Annotated in this window: 12 protein-coding genes; 7 read left to right on the plus strand and 5 right to left on the minus strand. The window is 47.2% G+C overall.

Annotation, left to right across the window (positions count from 1 at the left end; all coding sequences use genetic code 11):
- The first annotated feature begins 1 nt into the window (after position 1).
- From MC7420_RS30095 to MC7420_RS30100, 3 genes are all read left to right on the plus strand, one after another.
- Complete coding sequence (locus tag MC7420_RS30095) at positions 2-1342, plus strand: GH1 family beta-glucosidase (RefSeq protein ID WP_063712037.1); 1341 nt, start codon at positions 2-4, stop codon at positions 1340-1342.
- A 446-nt stretch (positions 1343-1788) separates the two neighbouring features.
- A complete protein-coding gene (locus MC7420_RS38660; protein WP_006105402.1) occupies positions 1789-1911 on the plus strand; it encodes a PEP-CTERM sorting domain-containing protein in 123 nt (40 codons plus the stop codon).
- Between the two features lie 270 nt (positions 1912-2181).
- Positions 2182-2889, plus strand: coding sequence for an N-acetylmannosamine-6-phosphate 2-epimerase (locus MC7420_RS30100; protein ID WP_044210637.1), 708 nt, complete (start codon positions 2182-2184; stop codon positions 2887-2889).
- A 66-nt stretch (positions 2890-2955) separates the two neighbouring features.
- On the opposite strand, the gene MC7420_RS40720 is transcribed toward MC7420_RS30100, so the two are convergent.
- The 4 genes from MC7420_RS40720 to petB form a co-directional block, all read right to left on the minus strand.
- Positions 2956-3141, minus strand: a complete 186-nt coding sequence (locus MC7420_RS40720; protein WP_006105378.1) for a hypothetical protein — start codon at positions 3139-3141, stop codon at positions 2956-2958.
- Positions 3142-3542: 401 nt separating this feature from the next.
- On the minus strand, positions 3543-4691 hold the full coding sequence (locus MC7420_RS30105) for a glycosyltransferase family 4 protein (RefSeq protein WP_006105391.1): 1149 nt from the start codon (positions 4689-4691) through the stop codon (positions 3543-3545).
- A 277-nt stretch (positions 4692-4968) separates the two neighbouring features.
- Positions 4969-5451, minus strand: coding sequence for a cytochrome b6-f complex subunit IV (gene petD / locus MC7420_RS30110; RefSeq protein ID WP_006105395.1), 483 nt, complete (start codon positions 5449-5451; stop codon positions 4969-4971).
- A gap of 56 nt (positions 5452-5507) precedes the next feature.
- Positions 5508-6176, minus strand: a complete 669-nt coding sequence (gene petB / locus MC7420_RS30115; protein ID WP_006105380.1) for a cytochrome b6 — start codon at positions 6174-6176, stop codon at positions 5508-5510.
- A gap of 505 nt (positions 6177-6681) precedes the next feature.
- Here petB and ctpA point away from each other — a divergent pair.
- Positions 6682-7920: a carboxyl-terminal processing protease CtpA gene (gene ctpA / locus MC7420_RS30120; RefSeq protein ID WP_006105412.1), complete on the plus strand. Its 1239-nt coding sequence runs from the start codon at positions 6682-6684 to the stop codon at positions 7918-7920.
- Between the two features lie 269 nt (positions 7921-8189).
- Here ctpA and MC7420_RS30125 read toward each other — a convergent pair whose 3' ends face one another.
- Positions 8190-8819: an MBL fold metallo-hydrolase gene (locus MC7420_RS30125; RefSeq protein ID WP_198016596.1), complete on the minus strand. Its 630-nt coding sequence runs from the start codon at positions 8817-8819 to the stop codon at positions 8190-8192.
- A gap of 166 nt (positions 8820-8985) precedes the next feature.
- Here MC7420_RS30125 and MC7420_RS30130 point away from each other — a divergent pair, with 166 nt between their 5' ends.
- From MC7420_RS30130 to trmFO, 3 genes are all read left to right on the plus strand, one after another.
- Positions 8986-10290 carry a site-2 protease family protein gene (locus tag MC7420_RS30130; RefSeq protein ID WP_157453392.1) on the plus strand — a complete coding sequence of 435 codons (1305 nt, stop codon included), beginning with the start codon at positions 8986-8988 and terminating at the stop codon, positions 10288-10290.
- A gap of 263 nt (positions 10291-10553) precedes the next feature.
- Entirely contained in the window at positions 10554-11069 is a 516-nt protein-coding gene (locus MC7420_RS30135; RefSeq protein ID WP_006105379.1) for an FHA domain-containing protein, read from the plus strand.
- A 107-nt stretch (positions 11070-11176) separates the two neighbouring features.
- Complete coding sequence (gene trmFO / locus MC7420_RS30140) at positions 11177-12535, plus strand: FADH(2)-oxidizing methylenetetrahydrofolate--tRNA-(uracil(54)-C(5))-methyltransferase TrmFO (RefSeq protein ID WP_006105415.1); 1359 nt, start codon at positions 11177-11179, stop codon at positions 12533-12535.
- Positions 12536-12663 lie beyond the last annotated feature (128 nt).

The raw sequence follows: 12663 nt of genomic DNA on the forward strand, positions 1-12663 counted from the left end.
GGTGGGGAGCGCTACAGCTTCCTATCAAATCGAAGGTGCAGTAAACGAAGGTGGGCGCAAACCCAGTGTTTGGGATACATTTAGCGCTACTCCTGGACGTACCCTGAATGGTGATACAGGTGCTGTGGCTTGTGATCATTATCATCGCTACGAACACGATATAGACTTAATGGCACAACTGGGTATTCAGCACTATCGGTTTAGTATCGCCTGGTCACGAATTATTCCCGATGGTCGTGGTACGGTGAATGAACAAGGGATTGACTTTTATAAGCGTTTGGTGGATTGCTTGCGGGATAAGGGGATTACGCCCCACGCGACTTTGTTTCACTGGGACTCCCCCCAGGCGTTAGAAGAGGCTTACGGTTCCTGGCAAAGTCGGCAAATGGCAATCGATTATGCTGACTATGTTACCACCGTGGTCAGTCGATTAGGCGATCGCATTACCCATTGGATGACACTGAATGAAATACCCTGCTTTACTCATTGGGGTTATGGGGTTAATTCTGATCCGCCTCATGCACCGGGAACGCGGGTGAGTTCACTCAAACAAGTCTGGCAAACTTCTCACCACGCCCTTTTAGCCCATGGTTTAGGGTGTCAAGCCATTCGCGCCGCATCACCTGTTCCCTGTTCAGTAAGTTTAGTCGATAATTTTGCAGTAACCGTACCGATTAACGAATCTCCTGATCATATAGAGGCGGCTAAAAAAGCATTTCATACTGTTGGAAAAAATGGCGGGATTATTTTCCCCGCCTTAACTGGAAAGTATAGTCCGGCGTTGTTGGAAAAATTAGGCGAGAATGCACCCGATATTCAAGATGGAGACTTAAAAACCATTCATCAACCTTTAGATATTCTGGGATTTAATGTTTACTTCGGCGACTATGTTCGCGCTGTTGATAATAAATTAGGATACGAAATTATCAAATTTCCTGAACATTATCCAAAACTAAATATGCCATGGTTGCATATTCTGCCCGATTGTATTTATTGGGGGATTCGCCATATTAGTGAAACAGTGGGACGTCCCGATTTACCCATTGTGATTACTGAAAACGGTTGTGCTGTTGCGGATGAGTTAAATAGTCAGGGGGAAGTTATCGATATTGATCGCATTTTTTACCTGCGTCAACATCTGCGATCGGCTCATCGGGCTATTGCTGAAGGGTACCCCCTCAACGGATATTTTCTCTGGAGTTTGATGGATAACTTTGAATGGTCTTATGGCTATGATCGTCGATTTGGATTGATTTATATTGATTATCCCACTCAAAACCGGATTCCGAAAGCCAGCTTTGATTGGTATCGAGAATGTATTAGAACCAATCGAGTGGTGTAAGCCGTCATGCATTTAAATTGGGTATTAGTAGCGAGCAAGATGCAAAGCCTGCGGCATGGCTTCGCTAAACGCACTACAAAGATTTCCTCATTATTGATATTAAGGTTTAAATGCCGAACAGCTTAGGATGGGATTAACTATACCAAATAGGGCTTTCTCCACCTTGAAGTTTATGTCCATCTACTGGCGTGGCACAGCTAACATGGTGGTAGAGATTTTACTATTAAATTGGGCGCAAGTCTTTGCGCCCCTACAGTTTCGCGGCGTAAGGTTAATTCATACACGGTCAATAAACCGGGTTTCTTTGGGTAAAAGGTTGATATCGTTGTCATCCTCATGAGAAACCCGGTTTCTAGGAATACTTGAGTTGTAAACGCCATCCCCCTATAGACATAAATGTTTTTACAATCTGTTAATGCGGACAAGGGGAAATCCTGCGAGTTGATTTGACCGATGAAACTTCAGTTCCCGAATCGACTTCTATTGTCGGGTTATTTGCGATTGGTGCTTTCGGTGTTGTTGCCCAGTTACGGCGCAAACAAAAGTCGGCTACTGTGATAAAAAAGTAAGATGCAAGCGAGATATCGCGTTTCTCATAAGATGAGGTACAGGGATGAGGGCGCAAGCCTTCATCCGTGTCAACTTAAGCTCAACCCCTCTCCCAAGCCAGCCCTCACCCCCAGCCCCTCTCCCAAGCTTGGGAGAGGGGAGCAAGAGGGGAGCAAGAGAATCAAGTTCCCCTTCTCCCGTGCAAAAAAGCGAAGTATCCTCTGTCCTCCCCCGTGCAAAAAAATTCTGCCTTATCCCAACCCAAACGGGGAGAATTACCCCAATTGAATATGACAGCCAATTCTCAGAACTTAATTTCAGCCTTACGTCACGGTTTGATTGTGTCTTGTCAAGCCCCCGTTGACTCGCCACTCCATGATCCATTGGTGATTGCGGCGATGGCACAAGCCTCTGTGAATCAGGGCGCGGTTGGGGTGCGAATTGATACCCCTGCCCATATTCAAGCGGTGCGAAAGCAATGTCCGACAACGCCGATTATTGGCTTGTGGAAACAACAAATACCTGGATCTGAAGTTTACATTACCCCTCAATTCCATCATGCCCAGGCGATCGCGTTAGCCGGGGCTGATATTATTGCTCTTGATGCTACGTTACGACAACGCCCTGGTGGGGAAACCCTCTCTGAATTAATTCCCCGAATTCACGCGGAATTGGGTAAGCCAGTTATGGCGGATATCGATACGCTGGAAAGTGCAACCGCCGCCGTGAAAGCTGGGGCTGATGTTGTCGGAACAACTCTTTATGGTTACACCGCCTCAACCCAACATCTTCAACCCCCAGGATTTGAACTTTTGTCTCAAATCGTCGAACAGTTAGATGTGCCAACTATCTGTGAAGGGGGGATTGCCTCGCCCCAGATGGCACAACAAGCCCTCCAGTTAGGCGCTGATGCTGTGGTGGTGGGAACGGCGATTACGGGAATTGATTGGCAGGTTAAAGCCTATCAAAAGGCGATGAGGGAGGGTTATGAATTATGAATAATTCATTTGCATTTCCTATTTTCGCCGATTTACGGTAAAATCAAAGGTTTTGTTCGGGTATTTCTATTGCCCATGCGATCGCAAAAATGAAAAGATGTAAACAGAGCGGTAGTCCGCGACTAGGGGTATTCGGGTTAAGGTGTGAAACATTCCCAGGTTCAGCGCAGGGTGGTGGCGATTGGCACAAAGACTGGCGATCGCAAAACCGGGCGTTGACCAAGATTGTAAAGAATTGCAACTAATGTGCATAACCTCTAGCCAAGTGGACGTATTTCCTAGTGGAGGTGATGGTTATGCTGACACTCTTGATTTTAATTGCCTATCTTACAGGTTCTGCCATTTTCCTTGATGTTTTGTTTAAGGAAGAGTTAGAACAGTTGTGAACTACCTACACTGACTCTCCGAGTTCAGTGTAGGCTTCTGATTTCACGGGGGAATTTAAGGATCTCAAGACAGTAAGTAATTTTTCCTAATTAGGCAGTGGGTTGTTCGGGTTTAGTGCAACTTTTCCCTTCTAAACCTTGATTCAGTTATCAAAACAGTCAGGAATGACACCTTGGTATCTTTCATGACCCATACTATAAGACGGCGGTGGGGTAGCTTGTCTTTCATTCAAGAAACGGGCTTCCCTACTGCCTTTTTTGGGTTGATCAAGGTAAATTATATAAGAGTTGTTTAAACTGTTCCTGAAAAGCATCTCGGCTAAATTGAGCCAGACATTGTTCTCGCAACCACTCCCCATCACAGCGCTGATCCTCGCCTTTAAGGATTTCAATACAGGCTGCTGCTACGGCGTCTGGATCACGATGCGGTACTCGCCAGCCTAAACGCCCATCTTGTAGGGGATCAGCCGATCCATCGGCGTCCCCAGCTAATACAGGTTTACCACATGCCATGGCTTCTAGATAAACAATACCAAAGCCTTCTTGAGAGGGCATGATATAAGCATCAGCCACTCGGTAATGTTCCACTAAGTCACTGGTGGGAACGAACCCACCAAAAACGACGCGATCGCGAACACCAAGTTCTTGAGTCAATTGTGCTAATCTAGGCTGGTCATCACCGCGCCCAATGACTAAATATTTTACATCTGGGAAAACCGTCGCGATTTTGGGGAGGGCGCGAATCGTCACATCTACTCCCTTATAAATATCCCCTGACCACAGACGTGCTACAGTCATTAATACTTTAGCCCCTGCCAAATCATATCGCTGAATTAACGCTGGAGACTTGTCACCCGGAGTAAAGGCATCACCATCCACCATACAGGGTAAAATCTTTATCTGATCGGGATCTAACCCATTCGCCGCACAAGCGCGATCGCGACTGTAGCGACTAATTGTCCAGATTTGAGCCGCACCAGTCAGCGCCTGACGTTGGGAATTGGGTAATTCCTGCCAAACTTCCTTACCATAAGTCAAAACAGTGTAAGGAATACCCAATGGCTGACAAAGAAACTGAATTAGAGGGGCTAAGTTAATATGACCACAAAAGACATGCTTTGGACGTTTTTGCCATAAACAAAGCCCCAGCGCTGCGGCTAACCGGAGACGCCCTAACATTGGGGGTTTGGTTTTCAGGTAATGGAATTTTAGACAGGGAACATCAAACGGATTGTCGCATCCTAGGCTATCCCGGAGTAAAAATACCTCAGCCCCTATATCGGCTTCAGTTTGAGCTTGAATGGATATATACGCTTGTAATATATTTTTGACGTAAGATTGAATACCGCCTTCAATGGCAAAAATCTCTAGAAAAACAAATAAATGATGAGTTGGGGTATTCTTTAGATTTGCCAATTGTTTCGTTTCCCCCGACCTACTAATGCTGTATGTTTAAATTATTCCTAACCCCCAATACTACTCTAATAAGTTCTATTTTGCTGTTCCCTGTTCTCTATTCCCTAGGACATCGGTCAAGAAACCGGGTTTCTTTGGGTGAAAGGTGGATATGCGTTGTCATCCTGACGAGAAACCCGGTTTCTAGGAATACTTGACAATATAACACCTGCCATTGCCTTAGCTTGAAAGATAACTAAGACAGCGACAGGTGTTAAGTTCAAAGAATTTGAACCGTTTAGAACAGACCCAAAGTAAAGGATTTGTCAATGGGGAATGTTGCGCCAATACCCATCCACAGCGTAACCAGGGTACCAATCATAAAGACAGTGGTTGCCACTGGGCGGCGGAAGGGGTTTTGGAACTTGTTGACGTTTTCGATAAAGGGAACCAAGATTAGACCGAGTGGAATCGCTCCCGTCAACGCAATCCCTAACAGTTTATTAGGAACAACACGCAGAATTTGGAATGAGGGATAGAGATACCATTCCGGTAGGATTTCTAGGGGAGTGGCAAACGGATCAGAGGGTTCGCCAACCATAGCTGGATCGAGGACAGCTAGAGCAACGCATAACGCGATTGTCCCCATAATCACGATTGGGAAGGTGTACAGCAGGTCATTGGGCCAAGCAGGTTCACCGTAGTAGTTGTGACCCATGCCTTGAGCCAGCTTTTCGCGTAATTTGGGATCGCTGAGATCCGGCTTTTTCAGAATTGACATGATTTTAAATGTCCTTAATCAACAAAGAGTAGCACGTCTTTGTCAGGAATCGCAGTTTAGAGGGGACCAGAGATACCCTGCTTGCGAATCATGATAAAGTGCAGCAGCATGAAGACGGCAATGAGCCAAGGAAGAACAAAGGTGTGCAGGCTGTAGAAGCGAGTCAAGGTAGCTTGACCCACACTTTGACCGCCACGAATGAGTTCAACGATTAAGGAACCAACTACAGGAATCGCATCAGGAACACCGGAGACGATTTTGACCGCCCAGTAGCCCACTTGATCCCAAGGTAGAGAGTACCCTGTCACGCCAAAGGAAACGGTAATGACTGCCAAGATTACGCCTGTTACCCAGGTTAATTCCCGTGGCTTTTTGAATCCGCCTGTCAGATAAACCCGGAAGACGTGCAAAATCATCATTAGCACCATCATACTGGCAGACCAGCGGTGGACGGAACGGATCAGCCAACCGAAGTTGACGTCAGTCATGATGTACTGCACAGACGCAAATGCATCAGTGACCGTTGGTCTGTAGTAGAAGGTCATTGCGAATCCAGTAGCGAACTGGATAATAAAGCAAACCAGAGTAATTCCACCGAGACAGTAGAAGATATTAACGTGGGGAGGAACGTACTTTGATGTTACGTCTTCAGCTAATGCCTGAATTTCTAGACGCTCCTGAAACCAGTTAAAAGCTTTTGATTCAGTTACCTGCTTAGAAAACATGAAGCCAGAATTTTTAGAAGGATATTGCTGGAAAGCGTGTGAGCTAATCCTGGATAGGGTTAAGTCTATCAGGAAATGAGATAGCTCTGGGACTAGCGTGTTGAATACCGCTGGGGCGGAATCTTTGTATCGGGAACACTGACCCGATTTGAAATTGCTCTATGAGAAATGTAACATAACTTGACAAGAGTAGTCCTTTGTCATGCGTCATACTCGCTTCCTTGAGAAGCAAGCTACGTCCTTTGTCATTTGTTGAAAACTACTTACACTCTGTCGGGGCGGGTTTAGGGATATCAGGGTGAAAACCAAACGTTAGCGGTAAAACCTGCCCCTACATCTCCCCTAGCTCCCCCAGCTCCCAGACGCGCCATGGCACGTCTCTACATCGCTCCCCCTGCTTCCCTTCTCCCTCGGAAAACTGTACCCCTGGCACACTTATTGTCTCAGACTTTGCCACACTGGATAAATGAGAGCATCAAAGCCTAGCGTTAATTTTTGTTGAGTTATGCCAAAACGATCATTCTGGGTTGGACTGATAATCCTTTGCCAAATTGTCCTGCTATGGGTGGGGTGGACTCCCTCAGCTTCAGCATCGACTCAAGAACAACAACTATTTTCCGAAGCGTGGCGGATTGTCTCGCAAGCGTATGTGGATGACTCCTTTAACGAGCAAAACTGGTGGCTGGTGCGCCAGAAAACTCTGAAGAAGGATTTAGAGAACCGTGATGCCACGTATAAGGCGATTGAGGGCATGTTAGCTACTCTGGATGATCCCTACACGCGACTGTTGAAACCGAGTCAATATCGCAGTCTCAAGGTGAATACATCTGGTGAACTGTCTGGTGTGGGGTTACAAATTGCCCTTGATGATGAAACCGGACAATTAGCTGTTGTAGCGCCCATCGCTGGATCTCCCGCCGAGGAAGCCGGAATTCAACCGCGCGATCGCATTGTGGCAATTGATGGCGAAACCACAGCCGCCTTAACCCTTGATGAAGCTGCCGCCCGGATGCGTGGACCTGTTGGCACAAGTGTAACCCTCTCAATTCAGAGTAAAGACGAAGAACCTAGAGTGATTGAACTCGTGCGCGATCGCATTGCCCTCAATCCAGTTTATGCCGCACTCGATTCTGAATCCAACAACATCCCCATTGGCTACATTCGCTTAACCCAATTTAGTGCCAATGCGCCCACGGAAATCGAAGCTGCCATTAACCGATTAGAGAAAGAAGGGGCAAATGCTTACATTCTCGATCTGCGGAATAATCCCGGCGGTTTATTGCAGGCGGGTTTAGAAATTGCTCGTCTCTGGCTGGATCGTGGCACTATTGTCTATACCGTTAATCGCAATGGCATGATGGGCAGTTTTGATGCTTTTGGACAGGCAGTTACAGAATCACCATTAGTCGTATTAGTCAACCAGGGAAGTGCCAGTGCCAGTGAAATTTTAGCAGGCGCACTTCAAGATAATGGTAGAGCAGAACTTGTCGGGGAACGAACCTTTGGGAAAGGTTTAATTCAGTCCTTATTTGACTTATCCGATGGATCAGGGTTAGCCGTAACCGTTGCCAAATACGAGACGCCCAATCATCGAGATATCAACAAGTTAGGGATTACGCCGGATTGGGAGGTGTCTCTTGATCCGATTCCTGTGACTCGTGCGGGTACAGCCTCAGATCGCCAATATCAAGCCGCCGTGGAGTTATTGACGGGGAATTCTGTCTTAGCCGCTAAAGCCGCATAAGTTCAGAGATGAGGGAGATGAGGGAGTTTTAACGAAAAATAGAGCGTTTCAGCTTTTTACAGTTAGTTTGACCGAACCTAATTCTGTACGGTTTTTCTCCCTTGTCTTCTTTCCTTCCTTGTCCTCCTTGTCTTGTCCCCACCCTAAAATAAAAAACCTACACCTGTCAGGGGGAGAGGGCTGGGAGAGGGGCTGGGGGTGAGGGGTTGAGCTTAAGTTGAACCAATATCTTAAGTTGAACCAATATAATGAAACCCGCCCCTACACAATCAAACTCGGTCAATTTGAGACAGGTGTTTATAAGCCTGATCGATCGCGCCTTTTCCCCGCAGCGCCCCGGTGTTTGCCCCCGGACAAAGATAACTTAGAGTATCTGGCGTAAAGCGATCAAGGAGAAATTGGAGGCTGCGAAGTTGCCGTTGCCAGTGAAATGTTTTTGACACTCGTAACGGTACAGGTTCTCCCTCTGGGTTCGGTAGCAAATGGCGTCCAGAAAATAATACGCCCCCTTCCTGGTTGTAGTAAAGGCAAGCGGAACCCGGAGAATGACCCGGTGTCCATAAGGCAGTACAACGCTCAGAAATCGCCAACTCTCGCTGAAAGGGAGTAACGTTGGCGCTGGGTAGCAGGTAAGCTTCTTGTTCTTGAATCACCAGCTTACAGCCAAAGGCTTCCTGAATTTCCTGGGCTTTGCCAATACCGCCGCGATGGGTAATGAACAGACAGGAGACACCGCCGTGATCCCGCAAAAATTGGTGAGTGCCATCATGCCAAGCTGGACAATCAATCAACACCCCAGTCCCATTCTCTACAATGAAATAAGCTGTACCTCCTAAGGTGTCACGATTGGGTGGAAATGCGAAAATGTGATTAAGGACTAGGCGGGGGGATTTGAACACAGTAGCTTTTAGATTGGGCGACGATCTGGAAAGAAAAACACGATGATCCGTTTGATACAAATCAGGTTGCACAATACGGATTGGTCTGTAATCATTAGCCACTTGGACTAATCCGACTCATCTGGGTCAAAATTTTGCTTTTATTACGAATGGGTATCTGTACATCATGGAACTCTGGTTACTCCTAATTTTACTTGTTTTCATTGCCTACTTTATTGGCAGGTACTCGGTTACCAGGATGAACCGGATGCCGACACCCTCTCAAAACTCAGCGACTGGATCAACCGTTTCCCAGGCGGCTGAAAAGTTAGGGCTGCGTCCAATAACCAAGCAGGAAGAAACGGAACTGCGAAATTGTTTTCCTTGGGGAGTCTACTATCTCCAGAATCTGGAGTATCGTCCCCAAGCGGTTTTATGTCGAGGTAAACTCCGTACCAATCCGGATGCAGCTTACAAAACAGTGCGGAAAAATGTTGAAGCCGAATTTGGCGATCGCTTTTTTGTGATTTTTCAGGAAAGCTTCAGTGGGAAACCCTTTTTTGCCCTGGTTCCCAACCCCTACACCCAGTCTAGAGGGAAACGGTTGCAGGACGAGTTAACCCGACCGGGCTTAGCCTTAGCTCTCTTTGTGATTACCTTGTTTACCACAACTGTGGTGGGTGCCACTCAGATTGCCGGACTTTCTCCGGAACAAGTGCAATCCAACCCAGAAGCATTACTGAGAGGATTGCCCTATGCCTTAGCCCTGATGGCAATTTTAGGGGTTCACGAACTCGGTCATTACCTCGTCGCCCTGTATTACAAAATGCGGACGACTCTGCCCTACTTTATCCCTATCCCCTTTTTCTTAGGTACCTTTGGCGCATTTATCCAGATGCGATCGCCTGTACCGAATCGCAAAGCCTTATTTGACGTAGGTATCGCTGGTCCCGTGGCGGGGTTACTGGTTGCCCTTCCCCTTCTATTTTGGGGGTTAGCCCATTCTAGTCCGGTTCCGTTGACAGAGGAATCGGGATTGGTGAATATCCAATCCTTAGATCCGCGTTTTTCCCTATTGCTGTCAGTCCTCAGCAAATGGGCATTAGGTAGTCAATTCATGCCAGATATGGCAATCAACCTGCATCCAGTCGCTGTGGCTGGGTATATTGGGTTAGTCGTCACGGCGTTTAATTTAATGCCCGTCGGTCAACTGGATGGCGGTCATATTATCCACGCCATGTTTGGACAGAGAACCGGTGCAGCCATTGGTCAACTGAGTCGCTTATTGATGTTGGTTTTGGCATTCCTACAACCCGATTTACTCCTGTGGGCGATTATTTTAATCTTGCTACCCGTCATCGATGAACCTGCGTTGAACGATGTTTCAGAATTGGATAACTGGCGGGATTTTGCTGGATTGCTAGCGCTGACTGTTTTGGTGAGTATTCTCTTACCCGTTCCGGGAACCCTGTCGCAATGGTTGAATTTTTAGGCGTCGCCACTCCTGTAGTTTTCGATGTAGCATGAAAGAAACAACAAAATCTTATTTCTTCTACTCGCTAGAGCCTTCTCCAGGGACGCCTAATACAGAGTAGCTGCAAATCCTAACCTGCTAAAATATTTGTTGTCCCCTTGTCTCCCTTATCTCCCTTGTCCCGAAGAGTTGCGATCGCCCAATGGTTAAACTAGATTAAACCACTGTGGGTTATTCGCTTGTCGTTGTTACCGCCTTCGGTCAACCCAAGGATAAAAAAAATGTCTCAAACTGAAACTTCCCGATTCCATAAACCTGCCAACAACAGCACCCCCAAGGACTTACATCAGCCTTCTGAGGCTTCAGATGCTCAAGAAAGCCATCTATTGCTGGTGCAAGATGATGAAGGACGCCGAATCGTTCCCTTAGACGCGGAAGTCTATTCCCTTGGTCGATCGCCGAATTGCGATATCCGCTTGTTCTCCATGTTTGTCTCAAACCAACATGCGACGTTACGACGGATAGCACTTGATGACGGGTCTTACTGCTACAAAATTATGGATGGCAATCTCCAAGGTCAACCTAGCACCAATGGTATCTTGGTTAATGGTCGTAAAATTAGTGCTTACGAACTTAAAGATAGCGATCACGTTATGTTTAGCGGTAGTTCAGGGGTGAGTGCGAAATACTACCGACTGAAGCCCGAAGATAAAAGACTTAAGTCTGAAGACAAACAAAGCGGATCTCAAGACCCGTTTGATATTACTCTAATTGACCCCAGTGTGTTAGACGGCTAGAGTCGAGCAGAATTTACTCCATCAAATTTTAAGAGGGCAAATTTTAGAAGCGGTTCGTCGTTATTAGTCATTGGTCAATTGGGAGTACGTGTGATACTAAATAAGACATGGAACAACAGGCAATTCAGGTAATTGGTGGTGGATTAGCGGGTACGGAAGCCGCGTGGCAGATTGCCCAAGCGGGTGTGTCTGTGGTACTCCATGAGATGCGTCCGGTGCAGATGAGTCCTGCCCATCATACTGGAGAATTGGCGGAATTAGTCTGTAGTAATTCCTTTGGGGCGCTATCGAGCGATCGCGCGGCGGGGTTGTTGCATGAAGAGTTACGCCGTCTGGATTCTATTGTTATCGCTAAGGCGGATAACCATGCGGTTCCGGCTGGGGGGGCGTTGGCGGTGGATCGGGGGGTATTTAGCCACGATTTGACCGAAACCCTGGCTAGTCATCCCTTGATTGAGTTACGGCGGGGGGAAGTGCCACAAATTCCCCCAGATGGGGTTGTGGTGCTGACAACAGGTCCGTTGACGAGTCCAGCTTTAGCAACAGACTTGCAGCGCTTCACTGGAATGGACTATTTCAGTTTCTTTGATGCTGCGTCGCCGATTGTCGTTGGGGAGTCGATTAATCAAGATATTGCGTTTATGGCGTCCCGATATGACAAGGGAGAAGCAGCTTATCTGAATTGTCCCATGAATCGGGAGGAATATTTACGGTTTTGGCAGGAATTGTGTCAGGCGGAAAAAGCCGAAGTAAAGGATTTTGAGCAAGAAACGGCAAAGTTCTTTGAAGGCTGTTTACCGATTGAAGAAATGGCGCGACGGGGGGAAGATACTATGCGTTATGGTCCCCTAAAGCCTGTAGGATTATTTGATAGCCGTCAGGGAGATTTTCGCGCCCCAGAAAATCAGAGTAAACGCCCCTATGCCGTGGTACAGTTACGCCAAGAAGATAAGGCGGGTCAGTTGTGGAACATGGTTGGGTTTCAGACAAACCTGCGTTGGGGCGAACAGAAGCGCGTGTTTCGGTTAATTCCAGGATTGGAAAATGCTGAGTTTGTGCGGATGGGCGTGATGCACCGAAATACGTTCATTAATTCGCCAGAGTTGCTGTATCCCACGCTACAGTTTAAAAATCGCCCAACCCTGTTAGCGGCGGGTCAATTGATGGGAACGGAAGGGTATACGGCTGCATCGGCTGGGGGGTGGTTAGCCGGGACAAATGCAGCGCGGTTGGTGTTGGGATTGGAACCGATTACGTTACCGCCAACGACGATGATGGGGGCATTATTTGAGTTTATTAGTTCCGCCTCACCGAAACACTTTCAACCCATGCCACCGAATTTTGGTATTTTACCACCGTTGGGAGTACGGATTAAAGGGAAAAAAGAACGGTATGGGGCGTATCGCGATCGCGCTTTAGCTGATTTGCAGAGTTGGCGGCAGAAATGCCAAGTCTCGGCGGCTTGATTTAGACCAAATTGGCTTCGAGGTATCCCTGACGATGCTGATTCAAGAAACTAGAATCGCTGCTTCTATTTCTGCTGAATAAGTCTCAGCATAAGCCCAAAAAGTCACTCAGTCACGCTACGCCAATT

The sequence above is a fragment of the Coleofasciculus chthonoplastes PCC 7420 genome, assembly GCF_000155555.1.
Classification (GTDB): domain Bacteria; phylum Cyanobacteriota; class Cyanobacteriia; order Cyanobacteriales; family Coleofasciculaceae; genus Coleofasciculus; species Coleofasciculus chthonoplastes_A.

Bases quoted from the DNA above. Each gene is read 5' to 3' on its own strand.
- MC7420_RS30100 (WP_044210637.1), top strand. From the start codon at position 2,182: ATGACAGCCAATTCTCAGAACTTAATTTCAGCCTTACGTCACGGTTTG.
- MC7420_RS40720 (WP_006105378.1), bottom strand. From the start codon at position 3,141: ATGCACATTAGTTGCAATTCTTTACAATCTTGGTCAACGCCCGGTTTT.
- petD (WP_006105395.1), bottom strand. From the start codon at position 5,451: ATGTCAATTCTGAAAAAGCCGGATCTCAGCGATCCCAAATTACGCGAA.
- petB (WP_006105380.1), bottom strand. From the start codon at position 6,176: ATGTTTTCTAAGCAGGTAACTGAATCAAAAGCTTTTAACTGGTTTCAG.
- ctpA (WP_006105412.1), top strand. From the start codon at position 6,682: ATGCCAAAACGATCATTCTGGGTTGGACTGATAATCCTTTGCCAAATT.
- MC7420_RS30130 (WP_157453392.1), top strand. From the start codon at position 8,986: ATGGAACTCTGGTTACTCCTAATTTTACTTGTTTTCATTGCCTACTTT.
- MC7420_RS30135 (WP_006105379.1), top strand. From the start codon at position 10,554: ATGTCTCAAACTGAAACTTCCCGATTCCATAAACCTGCCAACAACAGC.
- trmFO (WP_006105415.1), top strand. From the start codon at position 11,177: ATGGAACAACAGGCAATTCAGGTAATTGGTGGTGGATTAGCGGGTACG.